The following is a 26673-nucleotide window of genomic DNA, read 5'->3' on the forward strand; positions in this document are numbered from 1 at the left end:
TACACTTATGATTATGGAAGCGCTATCTATAAAAGTCGACAATGCAACTTAAGTTGGTTAATATAAAGTATGTAAGGATTTATTTTTGTCAGTAGTATATATGATAAATATATAGTGATTATTGATTTAAAAATTAATTTTAGAAGGGACGAATGAATTTGACACATTTATCTGATTTAGATATTGCAAATCAATCTACATTAAAACCAATTGGGGAAATTGCAGAAAAAGTTGGAATTCCAAAGGATGCATTAGAACCTTATGGTCATTACAAAGCAAAGATTGATATTAATCAAGTTCAACAAAAAAATGGTAAGGGTAAAGTAGTCTTAGTAACTGCTATGAGTCCAACGCCAGCAGGTGAAGGTAAGTCAACAGTTACCGTTGGCTTATCCGATGCATTCAATCAACTTAAACAAAATGTAATGGTTGCTCTACGTGAACCAGCTTTAGGACCAACTTTTGGTATTAAAGGTGGTGCTACTGGTGGTGGTTATGCTCAAGTGCTACCTATGGAAGATATCAATCTACATTTTAATGGGGATTTTCATGCTATTACGACTGCAAATAATGCGTTATCGGCATTTATTGATAATCATATCCATCAAGGGAATGAATTAGAAATAGATCAAAGACGTATTGAGTGGAAACGTGTATTAGATATGAATGATCGTGCCTTACGAAACGTGATTGTTGGTTTAGGTGGCCCGACTCAAGGCGTACCTCGTGAAGATGGTTTCAATATTACTGTAGCTTCTGAAATCATGGCGATCCTCTGCTTAGCAAATGATATAAATGATTTGAAAACAAAAATCAGTAATATCACAATTGGTTATACTCGTTCACGTAAACCAGTGACAGTATCAGATTTAAAAGTTGAGGGCGCATTAGCTATGATTTTGAAAGATGCGATTAAACCTAACCTTGTTCAAACTATTGAAGGTACGCCAGCACTTGTACATGGGGGGCCATTTGCTAATATTGCTCATGGTTGTAACTCAATATTGGCTACAGAGACTGCAAGAGACTTAGCGGATATCGTTGTTACAGAAGCAGGCTTTGGCTCTGATTTAGGCGCAGAAAAATTCATTAATATTAAAGCACGTGAAGCAGGCTTTGAACCTTCAGCAGTCGTTGTAGTTGCAACAATTCGTGCTATTAAAATGCATGGCGGTGTAGCAAAAGATAACTTAAAAGAAGAAAATGTAGAAGCATTGAAATCCGGTATAGTTAACCTAGAACGTCATGTTAAAAATGTAAGGAAATATGGATTAGAACCTGTCGTAGCATTAAATGCATTTGTACATGATACAGAAGCAGAAACAGAATTTGTGCAGCAATGGGCAAAAGATAATGGTGTTCGTCTTGCTTTAACTGAAGTATGGGAAAAAGGTGGCAAAGGTGGCATCGATTTAGCTAAAAATGTATTAGATGTTATAGAACAACCACAAACATTTAAACAATTATATGAGTTAAAACAACCTTTAGAAGATAAAATCGAAACAATTGTTAAAGAAATTTATGGCGGTTCAAAAGTGACATTCAGTAGTAAAGCACAAAAACAATTACAACAATTTAAAGAAAATGGTTGGGATCATTACCCAATTTGTATGGCTAAAACGCAATATTCATTTAGTGATGATGCTACACAATTAGGTGCGCCTGAGGGCTTTGAAATTACAATACGTGAATTAGAAGCTAAAACAGGTGCAGGATTTATTGTTGCACTAACAGGTGCAATTATGACTATGCCAGGATTACCTAAGAAACCAGCTGCTTTAAATATGGATGTAACTGATGATGGTCACGCAGTTGGATTGTTCTAAAGTTATTTGTAATCGATATTGCATGAACCGTGACTATAGAAAAATTATTTAAGGAAACTAAATTTCAATATTTATAGTAAGTAAGAATATATTTTCATGTAGTTTATGATTGATAAACATGATAATGCATAAGGGAGTAGGGGGAAATCATTGTTGTTTTAATGATTTCACTCCTACTCCCTTTAAATTTAACTATAAGTAAAAGGGGCTATTTTGATAATAAGTGTTTACGAATATTGAACTTTTCAGCTCGTTTATAATCATATTCTGTGATTTTGCCTTCTACTAACATTCGTTTTAATACATAATGTTGTCTATCTAGTCCTATTTGTATATCTGCATCAGATTTTAGAGTGCCGTTTTCTTCATATGGTGTATAAAAATAGGGGCTTTGTAATAAACCAACTAAATAGGCCGATTCAGCAATATTTAAGTTTGATGGTGGCTTTCCAAATAAACTATATGAAGCTGAAGCTATACCGGATATGTTTGAGCCATTATAATCTCGACCAAATGGAACAATATTTAAGTACGTAAAAATAATTTCATCTTTGGTCAATAATTTTTCTGCACGCATTGATAGAACTAACTCATTCGCTTTACGGTTATATGTTTTTTCACTTGTTAATAATTGATTCTTAACAAGTTGCTGAGTTATCGTGCTACCACCAGTGGCGCTTTCTGTATTGAAAATATCCTGTCCAACTGCTCGAACCAAAGCTTTGGGTAAAATGCCATTATGCATGAAAAACAAACTATCTTCTGAAGCGGTTAATGCTTTGATGACATTTTTGTTAACATTTTTAGGTCCAACAATTAAGGTGTTCAAGGATTCGTTATACTCAGTTAAAATATGTTTGTTGTCATAATCAATATCTTGACTACCGACAATGTAAAGCAGTTTAAGTCTTAAATCGTCGTCAGACATATGTATTGCTTCTTTTGTTATACTTTGAAAATAAAAAACAGTAATCGCTAATATAATCACCGAGGTACATGCTAGAATCGCAAACAAGCCGATGAAAATATGTTTCAGTTTTTTATAGATACTTTCAAATTTATCAAACCATGACGGTTGGTGCTTATTTTCAACTGTTTGATGCGTCATATATAACCTCCTTATGTATGCAATATTATAACATAAATTAACATATTGACTTTTAAATTATAGTTACTTATAATTAGTATTAATTCGATATCGTTTTTGGATAAAGGAGAAGTAGCTTTTTGTGTCATCTTCAGAGAGTTAGTGGTCGTTGTGAACTAGCGTTGCACATTTTGTGAATACACCTTATTAATTAAAGTAATCCAAACGTTTTAGTTAATGAACGTATCATTAATAAAGTTGTTTGACTTAAGTATGGTGGTACCGTGCGCATGCGCCCTTACATTAATTTGTAGGGGCGTTTTTTTATTTAATAAAAAGGTAGCGTTATTGTTAAATTGCTTTTATCCGAAACGAAATCATAAATTAAAACAGGAGGCTGATACAATGGCAAATGCACTATTAGAAGATTTAAAATGGAGAGGCTTAGTTTATCAACAAACTGATGAGTCTGGTATAGAAGAAATATTAAATAAAGAGCAAGTCACATTATATTGTGGTGCGGACCCAACAGCAGATAGCTTGCATATTGGACATTTATTACCCTTCTTAACATTGCGTCGCTTTCAAGAACATGGACATAGACCACTTGTATTAATCGGTGGCGGCACAGGTATGATTGGTGATCCTTCTGGTAAATCAGAAGAACGTAAATTACAGACTGAAGATCAAGTAGAAGATAATGTACAAGGCATCAGTAAGCAAATGCATAAAATATTTGAATTTGGTAATGAAAAAGGCGCTAAATTAGTTAATAATAAAGACTGGCTTGGCCAAATTTCTTTAATTGATTTCTTACGTGATTACGGTAAACATGTTGGTGTAAATTACATGTTGGCCAAAGATTCTATTCAAACACGTTTAGAACACGGTATTTCATTTACAGAATTTACTTATACGATATTACAAGCAATTGATTTTGGTCATTTAAATAAAACATTTAATTGTAAAATTCAAGTAGGTGGTTCAGACCAATGGGGAAATATTACGAGTGGTATTGAATTGATGCGTCGTATGTATGGTCAAACTGAGGCCTACGGGTTAACGATTCCATTAGTAGTGAAGTCAGATGGTAAAAAGTTTGGTAAAACTGAAGGTGGCGCAGTTTGGTTAGATGCTAGCAAAACGAGCCCATATGAATTTTATCAATTTTGGATTAATACAACAGATGATGATGTAATCAAGTTTTTAAAATACTTTACTTTCTTAGAAAAAGAAGAGATTGAAGCATTGGAAAAATCATTGAATGAAGCACCTCATTTACGTGAAGCACAAAAAGCATTGGCCGAGAATGTAACACGCTTTATTCATGGTCAAGCTGCATTAGACGATGCGATACGTATATCTAAGGCTTTATTTGCTGGAGATTTACAATCACTTTCTGCGGTGGAATTAAAAGAAGGATTTAAAGATGTGCCACAAGTAGATTTAAATCATGAGACTACAAATATTGTAGAAGCAATCGTTGAATCTGGAATTTCTTCTTCTAAACGTCAAGCACGTGAAGATGTGAATAACGGTGCTATTTATATCAATGGTGTGAGACAACAAGATGTTAATTATGAACTTACTAACGAGGATAAGATTGAAGATGAGTTTACAATTATACGTCGAGGCAAGAAAAAATACTTTATGGTTAATTATAAATAATAATTTTTATGCAGCAGTCTATTTGAATCTAGTAGATTGCTGCTTTTTTAGTATAGTTATGTTTGCGACTGATTAAATGTTGATCAATATTGATTATATTTTGAACTATAATAAATTTTAGTTCAAGTCGATTTTTACGTTGTTAGTAGGCAGGGGCAGTCTGTAATTATTTAATGGAAGGTGCTTTATATGCAAATATAAGTAAAAAAGATTATAAAAAAGTGTGCAAAGGAGGTAAAACCAAGAGTGGTTTCTACAGTCCTAAGCACACTATATTTAATAATTCACAAATATCTTAGATGGATTTAATTGAACGGTGAGTTCTTTTCTTCACTTGATTCTTCAGAAGATTGTGATGTTGGCTTTTGTTCTTTTAATGTTACATTTATTTTTTGCTGTTTACCTTCGCGTTCTACAGTCAATTTCACCGAATCACCAGGTTTTTTATTTTCATAAAGATAAGAGCGTATATCTGTATCTTCTTTCACATTTTTATCATCAATTGCTGTGATGATATCACCTTCTTTAAGACCATTATCACCATCAACTTTTGCTACATATGCACCATCTTTACGTGAAGTTTTAAGTTGTTCTTTATATTGGTCTGGAATTTCGCTGACATTGAGTAAGCCAATACCAATAGAAGGGCGATCAATCTTACCTTTTTCTACTAATTCTTTAATAGTAACTTTAACTTCATTACTTGGTATAGCAAAACCAATGCCTTCCACTTGTTCATTTGCAATCTTCATTGAGTTTATACCTACTAGATTGCCGTTGATATCTACAAGTGCACCACCAGAGTTACCTGGGTTTATGGCTGCATCTGTTTGAAGTACGTTGACTTTGTTTGAACCAGCTGATGTTTGTGTATCGATTGTACGTTCACTTGCTGAAATAATTCCAGAAGTTACTGAATTAGCAAATTCTAAGCCTAATGGATTACCCATAGCAAATACACTATCTCCAGTCTTAACTTTTGAAGAATTGGCAAAGTTGATTGCTTTTGTGCCTTTAGTTTCATTGATTTTCAACACTGCCATATCAGTTAATGCATCTTTACCAATTAATTTGGCATCTACTTGTTTAGAGTTATGAAGTTGAACTTTGATTTCGCTCGCACCATCTATCACATGATTATTAGTAACGATGTACGCAGAACCATTATTTTTCTGATATATTACACCAGAACCTACACCGGCTTCTTGCGATTTTGAAGATTTACCTTTTAATAAATCATCTAGATTTTGAGCTTTTTGCATGTTGATCACGCCAACAATTGCTGGGGAGACATCATTAATCATTTGATTTACAGAATCATATTTTTCACTTTTTCCATCAAGAGTATTTCCAGCGTTTCCAGTGTTTGATGCTTCATTTACAGATGAACCATTATTGTTTAATACTGTAGTTTCCATCAATTTACCGACCCCTAATACAATAAGGGCTCCAATGATACCAGCGACTAAGGCAACTATAACTGTTCTAAACCATGGGAATTTAGGTTTTGTCCTTATTCGTTTATTTGGGGTATATTGCGTTGTGTTTTGTTGATAATTTTGGTTGTTGTTTGTATTTTGGTCATTGTTAAATTCTGACATAATCTACCTCCAATTATTACTATATATCCTATTATGAAAGTTTTGTGCAACTTTTTCTAGTATACCACTATACGACTTTAGACTGAAATATAAATCTTCTTGTCCATAATCGTACTAAATGATAAAATCAATGAGGAAAGACAAGCAAAATGAAGTAGGTGCAAAAATGTATAAATTTATAAGTGGTTTGTTGAAATTGATTATTATAAAATTAAGTAATTCGTTAGAAGTCCAAGGAAAAGAAAATATACCTCAACTTCATAGGTATGTAGTGACTTGTACTCATGAAAGTTATAATGAAGTAATCATGTTAGGAACAGCAATTTATCCTAACCAAATACATTATATGGCTAAAAAAGAACTATTTAATAACAAAGTTTTTGGTAAGTTTTTATCGTCATTAAATGCATTTCCAGTAGATAGAGATAATCCTGGACCAAGCACTTTAAAAAAACCGATAAAACTGTTAAAAGAAAATAAAACTGTCGGTATTTTCCCAACAGGACATCGTATGAAATATGATGAAGGGTCACCAATGAAAAGAGGAGCCGTAACTATTGCTATGATGGCTCAAGCGCCGATTTTACCTGCAGCTTATGTTGGACCAAAAGAAATAAAAGGGCTAGTTACTGGAAAGGCGATTATTAGATTTGGCGAACCAATAGAAACTAAACACCTTCCTAAAGACATGAAGCGTAATGAGAAATTAGAGTATTTAACTAAAGAATTAGAGCAAAGAACAATTCAATTACAAAATGAATTAAATGAATATGTAAAAAACAACTAAATGAAAACATGAATATGTTGGAATAATTAGATTTTTTATTTTTGATACGTAATCTTTAAATCATATGTTATTATATAATTGTACAATAACATTTAGTAAAAGGTTTACAAACACCACGTGGACAATATTGTGCATGTGGTGATTTTTTTGGGAAATTATTTTGAAATGGGGAATTTATATGTATAGTTTCTTTCAACGTTTAGGAAGATCGCTTATGCTACCTGTAGCTGTATTGCCAGCAGCGGCCATTATCGTTGGTATAGGTAATGGATTAACTGCACTTGGCATATTGCCAACAGTTGCTGCCTTTTTCTCTACAGCAGGCTCAACGATTCTTGAACAATTGGGTATTTTATTTGCAATTGGTGTTGCTTTAGGGATGGCGAAGAAAAATGATGGCGCAGTTGCACTTGCAGCAGCCGTAGGTTTTTTCTTAACGACAGTTGTGCTGAGCCCAGAAAAACTAGCGCCATTATTAGGCGTGAAAGAATCTGGTGTCAATGCAGCATTTGAACAAATGAATAATCAAAATGTCTTAATTGGTTTGGTTATTGGTTTAGTGGCAGCATATACGTATAACAGATTTAGTACAACAGAATTGCCAACAGCGTTATCATTCTTTAGTGGAAAACGTTTAGTGCCCATTTTAACTGCTTTTTTCAGTATATTTATAGCAGTTATTATGTTGTTTGTTTGGCCAATTGTGTACTCAGGGATTGTTACTTTTGGGACATGGATATTGGATTTAGGACCTGGCGGAGCATTTCTATATGGCTTTTTCAACCGTCTCTTAATTCCAACAGGACTACATCATGCATTAAACGCGGTATTTTGGTTTGATTTAGCAGGTATTAATGATATTGCGAAATTCCAAACTGGTGATGGTGCAGTTCAAGGTGTTACAGGACGTTATATGGCAGGTTTCTTCCCAGTAATGATGTTTGGTATCCCCGCAGCCGCATTGGCGATGTACCATACAGCAGAAACAAAACAAAAGAAAAGAGTTTACGGTTTAATGTTTGGGGGAGCAATTTCAGCATTTTTCGTTGGGGTCACGGAACCTATTGAATTTTCATTTATGTTTGTAGCACCGCTATTATTCTTAATACATGCTGTGTTAACTGGTTTATCTTTATTTATAGCTGCGTTATTCCATTGGACAGCAGGATTTTCATTTAGTGCGGGATTAATTGACTTTTTATTATCTTTGATTAACCCAGTAGCAAACCATCCGATGATGTTAATGGTTCAGGGACTTGTATTTTTTGTTATTTATTATGTCGTATTTAGATTTGCAATCAAATGGTTAAAACTTAATACGCCTGGTCGTGGTGATAACCTACTACCGGACCCGACATCAGATGAAGCTACAACAGGGGATGCTGAAGATTCAACTGAGACATCAGGCTCAGGGGAATCGCAAACGAGTAAACATTCAAAGACAGCTAGTCAAATCTTAACAGGATTAGGTGGTAAAGAAAATATTGTAACGTTAACAAACTGTGCTACACGATTACGCATGGAATTACATGATAATAATGTGATTGATGAAGCTAAGATTAAAGGTGCTGGTGCTGTTGGCGTAACAAAGAGTGGTAAACACAATACACAAGTTATCATTGGAACTCAAGTCCAACAAGTTGCTGATGAAATAGAACGTCAAATGGAAAAATAAAATAAAGAAACTTTAGGCATCTAATAAGCTGAAATTTATAATTTTATTTCAGCTTAGTTAGGTGTTTTTTAATAGTTAAATTTTATAAGGATTTCTCTGTTGATTTGTTTAACAAAACCCCATAAATGCATTGCTCTTTTGTTTGTAAAATAGTACGATATAATAGTATCAGAATTTTCTGATTAAAGGAGAGTAGGTAGTATGAAGTCGGTATTATTTGATGTTGATGGCGTTTTTTTAAGTGAAGAAAGGTGTTTTGATGTATCCGCGTTAACCGTATATGAAATGCTTATGAGTAAGGATTATATTGGTTTAGACTCCTCGATACAATTTGAAAATTTAAGTGATGAACAAATCACAGAAATCAGGGATATTGTATTCTATCATGATGAGATATTAACTAAACTCAAATCACTTGGGTTAAACTCTAATTGGGATATGCTATTTGTTGTTATAGCTATTCATTTCGTTGATATTTGTAAAACATTATCTGCTGATGTGTTAGCGGAAATTTTAGATCCTGAAAAATTTGGACAAGCAACATTACAAAAATTAGGGAACCAAATTTCTAATGTAACATTGAACTTTGACGCACCATTGTCATTTTTAGAGCATGTGCGTATAGGTAAAGATAATATTTATCAGGACTTAATTACGTATGCGAGTGAACAATTAGACACACAACAAACAGCATTATTTGAGTTGAAAAGTCCATTTTGGTTACTTTCACAGGAAATTTATCAAGAATGGTATCTAGGTAATCAACTCTATAATGAGGTTGAACAAAAATTGAATCGTTCTGACTTTAAAAAAGGTTACATATATAATGAGGTAGTATTAAGACCAGTTGCTGAGATTAAGCAATTGTTAGAAGACTTAAAAGCTGCAGGCTATCATATCGCGATTGCCACAGGGAGACCACGTACAGAAACGTTAGTCCCATTTGATACAATTGGTATTAAAGATATATTCGAAGATAAACACATTGTTACTGCAAGCGAAGTACTAATCGCTGAAGATATTTATCCTGAATTGAAACCTTTAGGTAAGCCAAATCCATTTAGCTATTTAGCAACACTTGAAGGTAATTTCGAAGAGGATTATAAAAAATATGCAACAAATCAAGAAAATCGAGTTATTAAAAATGAAGTGTTTGTAGTAGGAGATTCATTAGCTGATTTGCTAAGCGCTAAAAAAATTGGCGCAACTTTTATTGGTCCTTTAACTGGATTGAAAGGTCAAAAAGCACGTGAAGAACTAGAAGCTTATGAAGCAGATTACATTGTCGATCATGTAGGCGAGATAAGAAATATTTTATTATAATGGTTGCTGACACATTGCAAAGTTATTTTCTGAAAAGGAATATAAATTTGCAAATGTGTCATTTTTTTATGTCCCAAAAAGTTAGGAATAATACTTTAGAGCTTATCAAGTTAAAAGCATTAAAAAAGCGAGTAAGAAATTTTATTTAAATTCCTTACTCGCGCTTATGATATTACATGTATTTAAACAAGAAAGATGCTTAAATATTGTAATTTATATTATTATCAATTTCTAATTCTACGCTTCTAATTAAATTGAAACCTTCAATTTGGTATAAACCGTCAATAACATCTTCTGTTACTGGGTGGTCGATTGATAAAATCATCAGTGCGTTACCACCTTGATTTGTACGTCCTAGGTGCATTGAGGCAATGTTGATACCGTATTCACCTAAGATTTGACCAGTACGTCCAACAATACCAGGTCTATCATTATGATTGATAACAAGTTGATATTGTTCAGGCTTAAAGTCTACTGGATAGTCATTAATACGAACAATTCTTGGGCCATAACCGTTTAATACAGTAGCACCAATCTTGATTTGTTTGTCTTTATTGATAAGTGTTAATTCAATATAATTACTGAAACCACGGTGTTTTGCATTTTTTTCAATATTATAAGATACACCTTGTTCATTTAGAAGTACTAATGCATTAATCAAGTTAACACGTTCAGCTAAATCACGTTTTAGTACACCTGATACTAATGTTCTAGTTAATAAACTTGTATCATCTAATGCGATATCACCTTCGTATTTAATTTGGAGTTCACGAGGTGCTTTTTCAAGTAATTGAATACCAACTTCACCTGCTAATTTGCTTAATTCGATATATGGTTTTAATTCATCGTTAATCTCACTGTATGTCATACGTGGTGCATTTATTGCATTTAGCACATTACCATTTTCAAAAATATCAACGATTTCATTAGCAACTGATACAGCCACTTTTTCTTGTGCCTCAACTGTAGAAGCTCCTAAGTGAGGTGTAACGATAATTTTTTCATTTGCTACAAGAGGGGATTCAGTTGCTGGTTCAGTTTCAAAAACATCAATCGCAGCACTCTGTATTTGATTATTATCTAAAGCTTCTACTAAAGCTTCTTCGTCAATAATACCACCGCGGGCTACATTGATGATTTGCAATGTTGGTTTTGCTTTTTCAAAAAATGCTTTACCAACGATACCTTTTGTTTTAGGCGTTAATGGTGTGTGTACAGTAACGAAATCTGCTTGTTCTGCAATTTCTTCAACTGTTGCACGTGTTACGTTTAATTCTTTAGCTTTATCTTCTGATAAATAGGGGTCAAAGGCTAATATATTCATACCGAAACTTTGTGCGCGTTTTGCAACACCAAGTCCAATTCTACCTGCACCGATTACACCGAGTGTTTTATTAAAGAGTTCCGTACCTCTATAAGTCTTGCGGTCCCATTTTCCATTTTTTAATGATTGATGTGCTTGAGGGATATTTCGTGCCATCGATAAAATCATTGCCATTGAATGTTCAGTGGCAGAAATTGTATTACCGTCTGGTGCATTGATAACTATCACACCGTTTTTTGTAGCGGCATCCACATCAATATTATCTACACCAACACCAGCACGAGCAATTACTTTGAGGTTAGGTGAAGCTTCAATAATAGCTTCAGTGACTTGTGTTTGACTTCGTACAATCAACCCTTGATAATCTTTAATTTCTTCAATTAATTCATCTTCAGTCAATTCTGTATTGATTTTAACTTCGAAATCATTATGGTCAATTAAACTTTTTAAACCTTCAGGTGAGATTGGATCAGATACTAAAATTTTATACATAAGCTTTGACGACCTCCATATACTTAGTTATTGCTTTACCAACATAAGATTCATTTCTAAATTCTGTTAACAGAATCTCCAAAGCTGAAACTACTTGTAAAATATCAAATGGAGAGATTTGCCCCATATGACCAATACGTAATATTTCACCTTTCAAGTGACCTTGACCGCCAGCAATTGTGATAGCAAAACGGTTTTTCAATTCATTTTTGATGAAATTTAATTCATCTTTTGTTTTAGGTGTAAAGGCTGTGACAGTAGGCGAAGCATATTGGTCTTCTACTAGTAAATCTAATTCTAGTGCTTTCAATGCTTCTCTGAGACCATCACGTATTGCATAATGGCGAGCGACTACATTACTAAAGCCTTCTTCTTCAACTAATTTTGCGTATGCGTTTACACCTCTGAATAACGAAACATTCGGTGTGAAAGGTGTTGAATTTTCTGACTGTGATTTTAAATATTTGTTTAAGTCTAAATAAAAACGTGGTGTTGTAACTTCACTAAAGCGTTTTTTGGCACGATCGTTATAAGCTACGAATGCTAAACCAGGTGGCAACATGATTGCTTTTTGACTACCTGAGATAAGAACATCAATTGCATCACGTTGTAAATCAACATCTACTGCACCGATACAACTTACGCCATCGACAACAAAGTAAATAGATTCATCAAATGCTTTAAGTGCATGACCCAATTCACTTACGGGATGCAATACAGCAGTTGATGTTTCACAATATTGACTGTAAACAGCCGTGATATTAGTATTTAAAGATTTCAAGAAATCTATGAAGTCAGGTACATTAACTGCTTTACCCCATTCGACCTCGAAAATATGTACATTATTGTAATAAGTTTCTGCAATTTGTTTAAAACGATTACCAAATGCGCCAGATACGATAACAACAATTTCATCGTCTGGATTTGCAAGATTTAGCATACTTGCTTCTAGTGAACTTGTACCACTTGAAGTAAGTATCATTACATCATTTTGTGCACCGAAAATAGGTTTAAGGGCACGAAACGATTCTTCAGCAATTGCTTCGAAATCACTTGATCGATGACCGACCATAGGTGACTGTGTAGCATGTAAAATTTGTTCTGGTACTGGTGTAGGTCCTGGTGTTAGTAACAAAGGATGATAATATTTCATGAGTAATTCCCCCAATGCTTAAGATTGTACAAGTTTAGCAAATTTTCAGATAATATAAAAGTGCAAATATTAAAAAAACAAACGGAATAGACATAGTTTTCATTAAATGTAAGGGTATTCATTGCTAATTTAATCATATTCCGTCACACATAAAATTTTTTTGAAATTATTTTATTTTTGGTTCTATTTTTACAGAAACATTGCCTCTAATAGAATTAGAAATCATACAATTATTGTCTGCAATATTTAATAGCTTAGGTAACTTTTGAGTTAAAAGTTCTTTTTGATTCGTTTCAACTGAAATGATTGGATAATGTATTATTGTATCCATACGGAATTTTGCATTTTCAAAAATTGCTGTTCCAATTGAGGATTGCTCTATTGTAATGTTATTGAAGCCAGAGCGTTCTAATACAGCTGCGAGTGAAATGATGTAACATGACGAAGCAGCGGACACTAATAACTCATCTGGGTTTGTGCCTGTTCCATTACCACCAAGTCCTGAGGGTATTGATATTTGCTCACTTAAAACATCACCTTTGAGGTCGCCGACTGATTCACGGCCGCCTGACCAATTAGTTTGTACTGCAAATTCATGTTGTACCATATAGATTGACCTCCAGTATAATTATGATAACTTTAGTTTAGACGATTCTAAGAGATAATGAAAGTGGGGGCATTATAACAATGTATAACTATTTAGAAGATAGTAGAGTAATGTTGATTGCGCATCGTGGATTTTCAACTGATTTTCCAGAAAATACACGAGCAGCTTTTGAACCAGCATTAGAAAGTAATATAGATATGCTTGAGATAGATATACATAGAACAAAGGATAATTACTTAGTTGTGATACATGATGACACCATTAATCGTACGTCTAATGGTAAAGGTAAAGTAAAAGACCATAGTTTAAATTTATTAATGCAATTTGATTATGGTGTGACAAAGCATATAAAATTTAAAGGACAACATATGATGACGTTAGAAGAAGTGTTGGTATTAATTAAAAATTACCCACAAAAGCTTTTAATTGAAATTAAGCAACCACATTTTTATCCTGGTATTGGGCAACAATTAATAGATATGCTAAAAAAACATGATATACCAGAAGGAAAAGTAATTATACAATCTTTTGATCAACAATGTATTCGTAATCTCTACGAAATGGGAGTAGGGTTTAAGCTTGGTGTTTTAATTAGCAAAAAGAAATACTGGTATAAAATGCCGAATTTCGACAAAATTGCAGTATATGCAGATTATGTAAATCCACATTATTCTTTAGTAAATCATAAATTTATGACTGCTGCCCATAGCTTGGAACTATCGGTTATGCCATATACTGTTAATGAAGCAACCATTGCTAATAAGTTAATTATGTTAGGCGTTGATGGTTTGATTTCTGATAATCCGATAAAATTAATATAAAAAATATGTGAACTTTGTAAATGAATTGATTTTAACAAAGTTCACATATTTTAATTTCAACTATAGTTGCATGGGTTGATAATGATTAACTATTTTCATGAGTGTTAATCCAATTCTTTTTAAATAAACCCATGATATGACAATTACTATATTTTCCTCGAGTATAAAAGTGTTCTTGTAATGTACCTTCGATAACAAAATTTTGGCTTTTATAGATATGAACTGCTTTTTCATTTTGAACATCTACAAAAAGATAAATCTTATGCAAGTTCAACACTAAAAATGCATAATCAATTGCTTTTTTAAATGCATCTTTTGCATATCCTTGGCCACTATATTGAGGATCAACAATAATTTGAATCTCACAATTACTGTGTACAAAGTTAATTTCTACTAGTTCTACGACTCCGATTCGAATATTGTCATCTTCTATGATGAAACGGCGTTCAGATTCATCCAATAGATGTTTTTTATATAATGATTGTAGTTCGCTTAATGATTGATAAGGTTCTTCAAACCAATAGGACATAATTGAATATTCATTATTTAAGTGATGTACAAATTCTAGGTCGGTTTCTTCTAATGCTCTAATAATCAAAATATACACTCCTTTAATTCTATATGCTCATCATACTCAAATAAAGTAAGATTGTAAATCATGATGTAATTATAAACGGTTTATATATTTTTACTATATAACAAATATAATAAAAAAGTTTACTCCATGCTTGTAAGCATGATAATACAATAGGGGAGAGAGGTGTTAAAGATTAAAAGAAGGCAATAAAAAACCAAGAAATCATTAAGATTTCTTGGTTCGAAATAATCACGCTTATCTTGAGTAGTACTCAACGATAAGTTGTTCGTTGATTTCAGCAGGTAATTCACTACGTTCTGGAACGCGGATATATTTACCTTTTAAGTTGTCTGCATCAAATTCTAAATAATCTGGTACAAAGTTGTTAATCTCAACTGATTCAGCGATGATATCTAATTTTAAAGATTTTTCGCGTACTGAGATTTCTTGACCAGGTTTTAAAGTGTATGATGGGATATCAACACGTTTACCATCAACTTCGATGTGACCGTGGTTAACGATTTGACGAGCTTGACGACGTGTACGTGCTAAACCTAATGAATATACAACTGCATCTAAACGAGCAGCTAATAATTGCATGAAGTTTTCACCGTGGACACCGTGTTGGTTACCAGCAGTTTCAAAAGTGTTACGGAATTGTCTTTCAGTCATTCCATATAAATAACGTAACTTTTGTTTCTCACGTAATTGTAATGCATATTCTGATAATTTTTTACGTTGGTTAGGACCATGTTGACCTGGTGCGTATGGACGCTTCTCTAATTCTTTACCAGTACCACTTAATGAGATACCTAAACGACGTGATTTTTTCCAGTTCGAACCTCTAAATCGAGCCATAATAGACTCCTCCTTTTTCTTTTTTGTTGTTATGAAAAAACAAAAAAGAGTGTTGCATGCTTATTTGGATATATTGTTTTATGTGTCCTCGCCTCATAGCTACGGTTACACGGCACGTCCGCGTTGGGAACAACATAGGGCCAAATAATATACAACTGCTAATTTCGTTTATTCACACAAAGTACATTGTATCATGATATTACTAACTGTCAACAACTAATGAGGAATTTAATGATAAGTAATTGTCATTTACTCTTATGCGATTTGATTTTCAATTATTTTCACGATATTTTCTAATGCAATCTTATCAGCTTCTGAAAAACGATTTGTGATTGGCGCATCGATATCTAATACTCCAATTATTTGTTCATTTTGATGAATAGGAACTACAATTTCTGATTTGCTGTTAGCATCACAAGCAATATGACCTGGAAAGGCATGAACATCTGCAACTAACTGTGTTTCATCTTGAGCTACTGCAGTACCGCATACACCACTACCTATTGCAATGTGCACACACGCCGGATGACCTTGGAAGGGGCCTAAAATTAATTCATTATTTTCTATTAAATAAAAACCAACCCAATTGACTTGGTCTAAAGAATCGTTTAATAAAGCGGACACATTACTGAGTATGGCAATTAAATTTGATTCATCTTCTATTAAACTAGAAACTTGCTTTTCTAATAAATTATAATTAGTTTCTTTAACCTCTGACATATAAAAACCTCACTTTTTACTTTTCATTTAGTATAAAGACTGTTTTAATAGTAATCAAACAAATGATTTGTAAGGGCTTTTTTAAAATAACTTTATACATATAATTACTAGAGATGAATTTAATGAAAATATTGAGATATTCATATGAATAAATTCATTTTCTCTTTTAATACATAGGTAAATTACGTTATAATAAATAGTGATAAAATAGGAGGAGAAAACGTATGGTATTGTATATCATTTTAGCAATTATTGTCATTATACTGATTATTGTTGGTGTATTGTTCTATATGCGTTCAAACAAAAGCCAAATTATTGAAAAGGCAGAAGAACGCAAAGTAAAAGTAGAACAATTACCTTATGATGAAAGTTTATCTCAATTATCTGAGTTAAATTTAACTGGTGAAACAAAATCTACCTATAACAATTTAAAACAATCATCATTAGATAGTAAAAACCAATATTTAGTACCAGTAGAAGAAAAAATTCATAACGCAGAAGGCTTATTAGATAAATTTAAGTTTTCACAAGCGCAAACAGAAGTGGATGAAGCCCACGAAATGATGGATCAATATGAAGCGAACTATAATGAACTTACTACAAAAGTAGAAAATATTATAGGACTACATAAAGAAAGCGATCATTTATACGAGGAATGTACAACTGATTATCGTGAAATGAAACGTGATGTATTAGCAAATAGACATCAATTTGGTGAAGCAGCTGCGCCACTTGAACAAGAAATTGAATCGTTTGTACCTGAAATGGAAACATACGAAACTTTAAAAACAGAAGGTAACTATAATCAAGCACACGAACATATTAAAACTTTAAATGATGATATGAATTATTTGAAAAAAGATATGGATGAAATTCCTGACTTAATTAGAGAAGCCCAAAAAGAATTGCCTGGACAATTTCAAGATCTTAAATATGGTTGCAGAGATCTGAAAGTTGAAGGTTACGATTTAGATCATGTTAAGATTGACAGCACGCTACAAACATTGAAGACGGAACTTAGTTTTGTTGAACCGATGATTAGTAGATTAGAGCTTGATGAAGCAAATGAAAAACTTAATAGTATTAATGATCGATTAGATGAGATGTATGATTTAATTGAACATGAAGTGACAGCTAAAAATGAAGTGGAAGAAACAAAAGAAGTTATTACTGATAATTTATTTAGAGCAAAAGAAATGAATTATACATTACAAACTGAAATTGAATATGTTCGTGAAAATTATTATATTAATGAAAGCGATGTTCAAAATGTAAGACAGTTTGAAAATGAAATTCAAAATATGATTGCTGTATATGATGATATTCTTAAGGAAATGTCAAAATCAGCAGTAAGGTATAGTGAAGTTCAAGATAACTTGAAATATATTGAAGAACATGTTGATGTTATCAATGAGAAACAAGAAAAATTACAAAATCATTTAATTCAATTGCGTGAAGATGAAGCAGAAGCAGAAGACAATATTTTACGTGTACAAAGTAAAAAAGAAGAAGTGTATAGAAAGTTACTTGCTTCAAATTTACCTAGTGTACCAGAGCGCTTTATTATCATGAAAAATGAAATTGATTACGAAGTAAGAGAAGTGAATAAAAAATTCAGCGTACGTCCAATACATGTTAAACAGCTAAAAGATAAAGTTTCTAAAGTAGTACTACAAATGAATAAATTTGAAGATGAAGCTACTGATGTACTTGTAAATGCTGTTTATGCCGAAAAATTAATTGAATACGGTAATCGTTATCGTAAAGACAGTTCGAATATAGATAAGAGCTTAAACGAAGCAGAACGTCTCTTTAAAAATAACCGTTATAAACGTTCAATTGAAATTTCTGAGCAAGCTTTAGAAAGCGTAGAGCCTGGTGTTACAAAGCAAATTGAATCAAAAATTATCGGTTAAGTTTGGTTAAAACTCATATTATATAGTAAGTTGACACGAAATGATTTAACATTTCGTGTCTTTTCTTTTTAGTAAAAGCGAGTATAATGCAAAAGGGAAAACTTAAAAAGAGTATGTGAAGAAAAGCTAAACTAAACATAAGATAGTTTATAATATATATAATGAATGGAGTGAACGCGGTGATATACTTAGATAATGCTGCGACAACAAAGCCTAATTCTGATGTATTAGATACCTTTGTTAAAGTGAATCAGTCACTATATTTTAACCCTAACAGCCCACACCAAGCTGGATTACAGGCAGAGCAATTACTAAAACAATCAAAGCAACAAATTAAAGACTTGTTTAATTTAAAGCAATCATTTGATATTATCTATACAAGTGGTGCTACTGAAAGTAATAATATAGCAATTAAAGGCATTGCATATAAGAAAAAAGCATTTGCTAACGAAATCATTACTTCTGTGTTAGAACATCCTTCAGTTTTAGAAGTAGTCCGCTCGCTTGAAACAAAAGGTTTTATTATTAAATACGTGAATATTTTAGATAATGGACAAATAGATTTGGAACATTTAGAAACGTTAATGACAGACAATGTCGGACTAGTAACTTGTATGCATGTTAATAATATAATGGGGCAAATACAACCTATTAAAGAGGTTGCTAAGATTGTTCATCAATATCCTAAAGCACATTTACATGTAGATGCAGTACAAGCTTTGGGAAAAATACCGTTAATATTTGACGGTGTAGATACACTAAGTTTAAGTGGACATAAATTTAATGGATTAAAAGGGCAAGGTGTACTCTTTACTCGTAATATTCATCAATTAGAACCTATTGTACATGGCGGAGGTCAAGAATATGGCGTGAGAAGTGGCACGGTGAACTTGCCGATGAATATTGCAATTGTAAAAGCGATGAAAGCAGCCGTAAATCAAACGGCCACATTAAATAGTCAATTACGTCGCTTTCATGATGAACTTAGTCAATTCTTAACTAACTTTACGGGTGTAAAGATTAATTCACCACAAGAAGGTGTACCTTATATACTAAATATTGGTTTACCAGGGGTTAAAGGAGAAGTTTTGGTAAATGCATTTTCTAAAAATGACATTATGTTATCGACAACAAGTGCTTGTTCATCTAAAAAAGCAAGTCTTAATGAAGTGTTATCGGCAATGAATATACCAGTGAAACAAATTGAAGGTAGTATTCGTATTTCTATGGGAAGTCATACTACATTAGAAGATATACAAGGGTTTAAAGAAAAATTTAAATTAGTTTATGAAGAAGTGAGGGAGTTATTAGTATGATATACGATCATATATTGGTTAGATACGGGGAGTTAACTTTAAAAGGAGCTAACCGTAAAATATTTGTGAACAAATTACGTTCAAATGTAAAGCGTTCTTTGATGCCGTTACAGGGATACACGGTGAAGGCAAATAGAGATAGAATGTATATAGAATTAGCGGAAGGTGCAGATATTGAAGAAATGTGCAACAGATTAAAAAAAGTCTTTGGTATTTATTCAATAAGCCCTGTATTAAAAATTGATAAAACAGTGGAAGCGGCTAAAGAGTTAGCTGTTCGATTTGCGAAAGAGTATGCACAAGATGACACTTTTAAAATTGATGTAAAACGTTCGGATAAAAATTTCCCTTATGACACATATGAATTGCAAAGAACTTTAGGTGGAGCTGTATTAAGCGAAACGGATCATTTAGGTGTAGATGTACACAATCCTGATCATGTGATTAAAGTAGAAGTGCGTTTAGATGCCATTTACATGTATGATCAAGTAATTGCAGGCTCTGGCGGATTACCAGTTGGCACTGGAGGTAAAACTTTATTAATGTTATCTGGAGGTATTGATTCTCCAGTTGCTGGTATAGAAGTTATGCGCAGAGGCGTTACGGTAGAAGCCATACATTTCCATAGTCCACCATTTACAAGTGAAAAAGCAAAAGAAAAGGTAATCGAACTGACGAGAATTTTATCAGAACATGTTGGACCAATTAAATTACACATCGTGCCATTTACAGCACTACAAAAACAGGTAAACAAAGAAGTTCATGAACGTTATACTATGACTACAACACGTCGTATGATGATGCGTGTAGCTGATAAAGTTGTACATGAGATTGGTGCGCATGCGATTGTAAATGGCGAGAATTTAGGCCAAGTTGCAAGTCAAACGCTAAAAAGTATGTATGCAATAAATCATGTTACATCTACACCAATATTACGTCCTTTACTGACTTTAGATAAAGAAGATATTGTTAAAAAGGCTAAAGATATAGGGACATTTGATGTATCTATCCAACCATTTGAGGATTGTTGTACAATTTTCACTCCTAAAAATCCAGTTACTGAACCGGAATTAGAAAAAGTGGAGAAATATGAAGGTGGATATGATTTTGAACCACTTGTGCAGCAGGCTGCAGATGAAATTGAGACATTATATATTACAAGTGATTACCAAAGTGAAAAAGATTCAGCTACACAAGCGCTAGCTGAAGATTTATTTTAATTTAAAAAAGCAAATATTTAAATAAACAAGGGGCGTGATGGGGTGTTAGAATGGGACATATCTATCGTAATCATCATTATTCTTTTAGGCTTTTTGGCAGCATTTATAGATGCTGTTGTTGGAGGCGGCGGCTTAATTTCTATTCCTGCACTGCTGGCAGTTGGAATGCCACCGTCTATGGCCTTAGGTACAAATAAATTAGCAAGTGCATTTGGCTCTATGACAAGTGCATTTCGATTTTTACGGTCAGGCAATGTAGATTTAAAAATTGTAGGAAAATTATTTCCGATTGTATTTATTATGGCAATGGGCGGGGCCAGTATTGCAACGTTCTTGCCTTCCCAATTATTAAAACCTGTCGTAATTGTCGTATTAACAGTTGTGATGATTTATACGATTATGAAGAAAAATTGGGGTAATGTACGAACTTTCACAAAATTAACAATACCTAAAGCGATTCTATTTACATCTTTAATGGGGTTAATTGGTCTATATGACGGTTTCCTTGGTGGTGGTACTGGGTCGTTTATGCTATTTATATTATTGATGTTTGGTTTTGATTTTTTAGGCGCAGCAGGGAATGCAAAAGTACTGAATTTTGCATCTAACTTAGGCGCATTAATTCTTTTTATCTTTTTAGACCAAGTAGATTATTTTTATGGCTTTATTATGGCAGCAAGTATGATTTGCGGGTCTTATATCGGAGCTATGTTTGCTATTAAAAAGGGCGTTGGTTATGTTAAAGGCTTATTCATTATTGTTACTGCAATTTTGATTTTGAAAAATACATATGACTATATCATGCAATTAATATAAAAGAATCTAAATTAATAAAACTAATACATTGATAAAATGTGAGTTTAGCAGTTATGAAGTAGAAACATTAATAAATGTAATACATATTTCTTTAAATTAATTGTTGAAAACTTTATATTCACCGTATGACAAGGCAGAACACTGAAATCAACTTTATGTTTATGATTTCTGTTCTGCCTTGTTTTCAATTGATTGGTGAAAAGGTATGCATTAATGAATTAATTATGTTTAAATTAAGCGTGAGATAACAAGATTATTAAGATATAGGAGTGACGATTAAATGTCGAAAAAACGCATTATTGCTATGATAATTGCAGTTGTTATAGTGCTTAGTGGTATTGTCATGAGTTCAATATCAGCTTTTGTTACTACAATGTTTAATGATTCGTCTTCTACTGCGATGGATCCTTTTACAGAAAAAATAGAAAAAGAAGGGAATTCTAGCAAACGTATTGCACATTTAACATTAAATGGAGAAATCGCTGAAGGCACGGGCGGTGGATTATTCGGTGGAAGTGGCTATGATCATGAGTCTTTTCTTAAGCAGTTAGATAACGTGAAAAAAGATGACTCTATTAAAGGGATGTTATTAACGGTCAATACACCTGGTGGAGGAACATACCCAAGCGATGAAATATACGAAAAAATAAAAGAGATTAAACAGAAGAATAAAAAAGTCTATGTACATATGGAATCTATGGCAGCATCAGGTGGCTACTATATTTCAGCACCTGCCGATAAAATTTATGCAGGACCACAATCGATGACAGGTTCGATTGGCGTAATTATGTCTAGCGTCGATTATTCTGAATTACAAAAGAATTTAGGGATAGAAGAAAATGTGATTAAATCTGGTGATCATAAAGATATTTTAAGTAGTTCAAGAGAGATGACTTCAGAAGAAAGAAGTATCTTACAATCTGTATTAGATGATAGCTTTGATCGTTTTGTAAACATAGTCAAAGAGGGTAGAGATATGCCGGAAAGTAAAGTTAGGAAGTTGGCTGATGGCCGTATATACAGTGCACAACAAGCAAAAAGTAACGGTCTAATTGATGAAATTGGTTATGAAGATAAGACTATAAAAGCTTTACAGAAAGATATCAAATCTAAAGATGCTGAAGTATTTGAATATACAGAAGGTGGAGGGTTCTTCTCTTCATTTTCAGATATGAAAATGAGTGTTTCTCAGTTTACAGATAGTTTTAAAGATATCAAATCAATAATAAGTAATGATACTAAAACTGAACCTATGTATCTATACGAAGGTTAGGTGTGACTTATGGATAATATGCAAACTAAATATAGTGATGAAGAGAAAATTAATAGTGACAGCAAGCGAGTCGAAACAAGCGATCTTTACCATGAACAAATAGCGAAAGCGTTATATGTAGGGTTTGGGTTAAGATTTTGTGCATTTATTATAGATTTGCTGATTATTTTTGGCATAGAGAGTCTTATTTTGAAACCTATTTATCATTTTACAAATATTGATTCTATGAAGTTGTGGATTGATTATTTTAGTGTTGGACACTTGTTAAATGCATTAGTATTTTACTTGTATTTTTTACTACTTACGAAGTATTTTAAGCAAACGTTAGGGAAAATGATATGTAATATAAGAGTTGAACGTTTAGACAGACAACGTTTGACTTGGCCTGATGTATTAATTAGAGAGTGGATAGGACGTATTATCAGTGGTGTGTTTATGAATTTACCATATTTGGTAGTTATATTTACGAATAAGCATAGAGGTATTCACGATTATTTTGCAGATACAGTCGTTATAAAAAATAAATTAGATAAATTGTTTTATTTGAAGTAGTTTAACACAATTTATAAGTTGAATAGTTTATTTCAGAAACACAAACAGTTATAATTACAGAGTAAACACATTTAATTTAGGAGGCGTTCTAATGGCGCAAATTACATTCAAGCAAGATCCAATTACTTTATTAGGTTCACAAGTGAAAAAAGGAGAAATTGCACCGGATTTTGCTGTATTAGATAATGATTTAAATGAAGTAAACTTATCAACTTACGATGGTCAAAAAAAACTTATTAGTGTTGTACCATCTATAGATACTGGAGTTTGCGATCAACAAACACGTAAATTCAATGAAGAAGCTTCAAAAGAAGACGGCGTTGTATTAACTGTTTCTGTTGATTTACCATTTGCACAAAAAAGATGGTGTGCCTCAAATGGGTTAGATAATGTTATTACATTAAGTGATCATAAAGATTTATCTTTTGGCAAAAACTATGGCGTTGTAATGGAAGAATTACGTTTACTTGCACGTTCAGTTTTCGTCTTAGATAAAAATAATAAAGTTGTATATACTGAAATTGTTTCAGAAGGTACAGATTTTCCTGATTTTGATGCTGCTTTAGAAGCCTACCGTAGTATTTAATTCGATTAGTTTTAATAAAATATCATATGTTAAAATATTGTTACGCAGAGAAACAGTATCATTGACATTATAAAATTTACTGTCCATAATTATTTGGTAAAATAAGTTAGCTGAAACTAACTTGATTTCAATTAAATTATGGACAGTTTTTTTAGAAAGGACTATTAAATGACACAAGAAGAAACAGTAATGGAGAAGTTATTCCAGACATTAGATGAAAAAGCTAAATCGTTAAATGAAGATAATGGGCAAAGTTTTATTGAGAATTTAGGACTTGCAATGGAGCATGTTTATACGAATAAAAGAGACTTGTTAGAACAAGCTACTTTGCAAGATAGAAGAAAAGCATTTCAGTTTGCTTATTTAAGTTTGATGCAAAATGAAGATATACAAGCGAATCATCAAATTACACCAGACTCTATTGGTCTTATCCTAGGTTTTCTATCTGAGCGTTTCTTGAAGAATAGTGAAGAGATGCATATCGCTGATCTTGCTAGTGGAGCAGGGCATTTAAGTGCCTCTGTGCATGAGGTGCTTTCAGAGCATACATTAATGCATCATTTAGTAGAAGTTGATCCAGTATTATCTAGAGTGAGTGTGCATTTAGCCAATTTCTTAGAAATACCATTTGACGTATATCCACAAGATGCGATTATGCCATTACCATTTGAAGATGCTGACGTTGTTATTGGTGATCTACCGATTGGATATTATCCAGTAGATGATAGAAGTAAAGAAATGGCGCTTGGTTTTGCAGAAGGACATAGTTATTCACATTTCTTACTCATCGAACAAGCTATCACAGCAATGAAACCATCTGGTTATGCATTTTTAGTTGTGCCAAGCAATATTTTTGAAGGCGAAAATGTGAAACAGTTACAAAATTTCATTGCTACAGAAACAGAAATGCAAGCCTTTTTAAATTTACCGGTGACTTTGTTTAAAAATGAAAAAGCACGTAAATCTATACTTGTATTACAGAAAAAAGAAACGAATGTAACCAAATCTGTAGAAGTTTTACTAGCCAATATTCCTGATTTCAAAAGCCCACAACAATTTCAAGGATTTCTACAAGATCTAAATGCGTGGATGCAAGAAAATCACCCTGAAAATTAAGCTGTAATATTCTTGTATTTGAACTGTATTAATGATTAAATAGATATGGATATTAAAAACTTAAAAAAATGGAGGCATTATGCTTATGTCAAAATTAATTTTGGCCATTAACGCTGGTAGTTCATCTTTGAAATTTCAACTTATTGAAATGCCGGAAGAGAAAATTGTAACTAAGGGACTTATTGAACGTATTGGGTTAAAAAATTCTATTTTCACTATTGAAGTGAATGGGGAAAAAGTAACTGAAACAAAAGATATCGATAATCATGAAGATGCAGTTAATATTATGTTAGAGAGTTTTAAAGAACATGGTATTATTGAAAGCATTTATGACATCGATGGTACTGGCCATCGTGTCGTTCATGGTGGGGAAATCTTCCCATCATCAACTTACGTAGATGATAAAGTTGAAAAACAAATTGAATCACTAAGCGAGCTTGCACCATTGCACAACCCTGCTAATTTAATGGGAATTCGTGCATTCCGCAAATTACTTCCTGAGATACCTCACGTTGCTGTGTTTGATACTTCATTCCATCAAACAATGCCAGAAAAATCTTATTTATATAGCTTACCGTATCAATATTACGAAGATTTCGGCATTCGTAAATATGGTTTCCATGGTACGAGCCATAAATACGTATCTCAACGTGCTTCAGAAATACTAGGTAAACCTATCGAAGAGTTACGTATTATTTCATGTCATATTGGTAATGGTGCGTCAATTGCCGCAATTGATGGCGGTGAATCTGTAGATACTTCTATGGGCTTCACGCCATTAGCAGGTGTGACAATGGGTACTCGCTCAGGTAACATTGACCCAGCATTAATTCCATTCATTATGGAGAAAACTGGTAAAAATGCTGAAGAAGTCTTAAACACTTTAAATAAAGAATCTGGATTATTAGGTATTTCAGGTACTTCTAGTGATTTAAGAGATATTATTGATGAAGCTAAAGAAGGCAAAGAAAGAGCGCAATTAGCACTTGATGTATTTGCTTCTCGTATTCATAAATACATTGGTTCATACGCAACACGTATGCATGGTGTAGATGTGATTGTATTTACAGCTGGTGTTGGTGAAAACTCAGATCCAGTTAGAGCAAAAGTATTAGAAGGCCTAGAATTTATGGGTGTTTATTGGGATGCTAAGAAGAATGAAGCAATTCATGGTGAAGAAGGATTTATTAACTACCCACATTCACCAGTTAAAGTAATTGTTATCCCAACAAATGAAGAAGTTATGATTGCACGTGACGTAGTAGAATTTGGTGACGTTAAATAATATTTAAAATAAAATATTAGAAGCAAATTCAAAGCACCACGGTAACCTTATGCATAGCATGAGATTACTGTGGT

23 protein-coding genes are annotated in these 26673 nt (G+C 32.9%); 15 read left to right on the forward strand and 8 right to left on the reverse strand.

Going from position 1 to position 26673, the window contains the following annotated elements; genetic code table 11:
- Window positions 1-158 precede the first annotated feature (158 nt).
- Window positions 159-1826, forward strand: coding sequence for a formate--tetrahydrofolate ligase (locus ACM591_RS06760; protein WP_326026782.1), 1668 nt, complete (start codon window positions 159-161; stop codon window positions 1824-1826).
- 208 nt (window positions 1827-2034) lie between these two features.
- On the opposite strand, the gene ACM591_RS06765 is transcribed toward ACM591_RS06760, so the two are convergent.
- Window positions 2035-2934 carry a biosynthetic peptidoglycan transglycosylase gene (locus ACM591_RS06765; RefSeq protein ID WP_029377033.1) on the reverse strand — a complete coding sequence of 300 codons (900 nt, stop codon included), beginning with the start codon at window positions 2932-2934 and terminating at the stop codon, window positions 2035-2037.
- 384 nt (window positions 2935-3318) lie between these two features.
- On the opposite strand from ACM591_RS06765, the gene tyrS reads away from it, so the two are divergent.
- A complete protein-coding gene (tyrS, locus tag ACM591_RS06770) occupies window positions 3319-4581 on the forward strand; it encodes a tyrosine--tRNA ligase (protein WP_029377034.1) in 1263 nt (420 codons plus the stop codon).
- A 305-nt stretch (window positions 4582-4886) separates the two neighbouring features.
- Here tyrS and ACM591_RS06775 read toward each other — a convergent pair whose 3' ends face one another.
- Window positions 4887-6182 carry a S1C family serine protease gene (locus tag ACM591_RS06775; RefSeq protein WP_326026766.1) on the reverse strand — a complete coding sequence of 432 codons (1296 nt, stop codon included), beginning with the start codon at window positions 6180-6182 and terminating at the stop codon, window positions 4887-4889.
- A 166-nt stretch (window positions 6183-6348) separates the two neighbouring features.
- On the opposite strand from ACM591_RS06775, the gene ACM591_RS06780 reads away from it, so the two are divergent.
- The 3 genes from ACM591_RS06780 to ACM591_RS06790 all read left to right on the forward strand — a co-directional run bounded on the left by ACM591_RS06780 (window position 6349) and on the right by ACM591_RS06790 (window position 9967).
- Window positions 6349-6969, forward strand: a complete 621-nt coding sequence (locus ACM591_RS06780; RefSeq protein ID WP_029377036.1) for a lysophospholipid acyltransferase family protein — start codon at window positions 6349-6351, stop codon at window positions 6967-6969.
- A gap of 178 nt (window positions 6970-7147) precedes the next feature.
- Complete coding sequence (gene nagE / locus ACM591_RS06785; RefSeq protein ID WP_029377037.1) at window positions 7148-8644, forward strand: N-acetylglucosamine-specific PTS transporter subunit IIBC; 1497 nt, start codon at window positions 7148-7150, stop codon at window positions 8642-8644.
- A gap of 201 nt (window positions 8645-8845) precedes the next feature.
- Window positions 8846-9967 carry an HAD family hydrolase gene (locus ACM591_RS06790; RefSeq protein ID WP_418354314.1) on the forward strand — a complete coding sequence of 374 codons (1122 nt, stop codon included), beginning with the start codon at window positions 8846-8848 and terminating at the stop codon, window positions 9965-9967.
- Window positions 9968-10166: 199 nt separating this feature from the next.
- Here the strand turns inward: ACM591_RS06790 and serA are convergent, their stop codons facing one another.
- The 3 genes from serA to ACM591_RS06805 form a co-directional block, all read right to left on the reverse strand.
- Window positions 10167-11783 carry a phosphoglycerate dehydrogenase gene (gene serA / locus ACM591_RS06795; RefSeq protein WP_186335602.1) on the reverse strand — a complete coding sequence of 539 codons (1617 nt, stop codon included), beginning with the start codon at window positions 11781-11783 and terminating at the stop codon, window positions 10167-10169.
- Window positions 11776-12936: an alanine--glyoxylate aminotransferase family protein gene (locus ACM591_RS06800; protein WP_326026765.1), complete on the reverse strand. Its 1161-nt coding sequence runs from the start codon at window positions 12934-12936 to the stop codon at window positions 11776-11778. The genes serA and ACM591_RS06800 overlap by 8 nt, the downstream gene beginning before the upstream one ends.
- Window positions 12937-13102: 166 nt before the next feature.
- Complete coding sequence (locus tag ACM591_RS06805) at window positions 13103-13543, reverse strand: SACOL1771 family peroxiredoxin (RefSeq protein WP_029377041.1); 441 nt, start codon at window positions 13541-13543, stop codon at window positions 13103-13105.
- 80 nt (window positions 13544-13623) lie between these two features.
- Here ACM591_RS06805 and ACM591_RS06810 point away from each other — a divergent pair, with 80 nt between their 5' ends.
- Window positions 13624-14364: a glycerophosphodiester phosphodiesterase gene (locus tag ACM591_RS06810; protein ID WP_081225081.1), complete on the forward strand. Its 741-nt coding sequence runs from the start codon at window positions 13624-13626 to the stop codon at window positions 14362-14364.
- An 85-nt stretch (window positions 14365-14449) separates the two neighbouring features.
- Here the strand turns inward: ACM591_RS06810 and ACM591_RS06815 are convergent, their stop codons facing one another.
- The 3 genes from ACM591_RS06815 to ACM591_RS06825 all read right to left on the reverse strand — a co-directional run bounded on the left by ACM591_RS06815 (window position 14450) and on the right by ACM591_RS06825 (window position 16519).
- Window positions 14450-14962, reverse strand: a complete 513-nt coding sequence (locus tag ACM591_RS06815; protein ID WP_326026764.1) for a GNAT family N-acetyltransferase — start codon at window positions 14960-14962, stop codon at window positions 14450-14452.
- A gap of 234 nt (window positions 14963-15196) precedes the next feature.
- Entirely contained in the window at window positions 15197-15799 is a 603-nt protein-coding gene (gene rpsD, locus ACM591_RS06820) for a 30S ribosomal protein S4 (protein ID WP_017722144.1), read from the reverse strand.
- A gap of 255 nt (window positions 15800-16054) precedes the next feature.
- A complete protein-coding gene (locus tag ACM591_RS06825; protein WP_029377044.1) occupies window positions 16055-16519 on the reverse strand; it encodes a GAF domain-containing protein in 465 nt (154 codons plus the stop codon).
- Window positions 16520-16743: 224 nt separating this feature from the next.
- Between ACM591_RS06825 and ezrA the strand changes: the two genes are divergently transcribed.
- The 9 genes from ezrA to ACM591_RS06870 all read left to right on the forward strand — a co-directional run bounded on the left by ezrA (window position 16744) and on the right by ACM591_RS06870 (window position 26599).
- Entirely contained in the window at window positions 16744-18435 is a 1692-nt protein-coding gene (gene ezrA, locus ACM591_RS06830; protein WP_029377045.1) for a septation ring formation regulator EzrA, read from the forward strand.
- A gap of 179 nt (window positions 18436-18614) precedes the next feature.
- Window positions 18615-19751 (forward strand): cysteine desulfurase family protein, encoded by a 1137-nt coding sequence (locus ACM591_RS06835; protein ID WP_326026763.1) that lies wholly within the window; start codon window positions 18615-18617, stop codon window positions 19749-19751.
- On the forward strand, window positions 19748-20971 hold the full coding sequence (gene thiI, locus ACM591_RS06840; protein ID WP_038678723.1) for a tRNA uracil 4-sulfurtransferase ThiI: 1224 nt from the start codon (window positions 19748-19750) through the stop codon (window positions 20969-20971). The genes ACM591_RS06835 and thiI overlap by 4 nt, the downstream gene beginning before the upstream one ends.
- Window positions 20972-21013: 42 nt before the next feature.
- Window positions 21014-21787, forward strand: coding sequence for a sulfite exporter TauE/SafE family protein (locus tag ACM591_RS06845; RefSeq protein WP_029377048.1), 774 nt, complete (start codon window positions 21014-21016; stop codon window positions 21785-21787).
- A 280-nt stretch (window positions 21788-22067) separates the two neighbouring features.
- Complete coding sequence (gene sppA / locus ACM591_RS06850) at window positions 22068-23060, forward strand: signal peptide peptidase SppA (protein WP_326026762.1); 993 nt, start codon at window positions 22068-22070, stop codon at window positions 23058-23060.
- Between the two features lie 18 nt (window positions 23061-23078).
- The gene (locus ACM591_RS06855) at window positions 23079-23612 is read left to right on the forward strand and encodes an RDD family protein (protein ID WP_411847999.1); all 534 of its coding nucleotides are present in this window, start codon (window positions 23079-23081) and stop codon (window positions 23610-23612) included.
- Between the two features lie 91 nt (window positions 23613-23703).
- Window positions 23704-24198, forward strand: coding sequence for a thiol peroxidase (gene tpx / locus ACM591_RS06860; RefSeq protein ID WP_029377051.1), 495 nt, complete (start codon window positions 23704-23706; stop codon window positions 24196-24198).
- Between the two features lie 168 nt (window positions 24199-24366).
- A complete protein-coding gene (locus ACM591_RS06865) occupies window positions 24367-25314 on the forward strand; it encodes a class I SAM-dependent methyltransferase (protein WP_186335606.1) in 948 nt (315 codons plus the stop codon).
- 85 nt (window positions 25315-25399) lie between these two features.
- Window positions 25400-26599 (forward strand): acetate kinase, encoded by a 1200-nt coding sequence (locus ACM591_RS06870; RefSeq protein WP_326026760.1) that lies wholly within the window; start codon window positions 25400-25402, stop codon window positions 26597-26599.
- The last annotated feature ends 74 nt before the right edge of the window (window positions 26600-26673 follow it).

It is taken from the genome of Staphylococcus sp. Ze2 (genome assembly GCF_048568365.1).
In the GTDB taxonomy this organism is placed as follows: Bacteria; Bacillota; Bacilli; order Staphylococcales; family Staphylococcaceae; genus Staphylococcus; species Staphylococcus xylosus.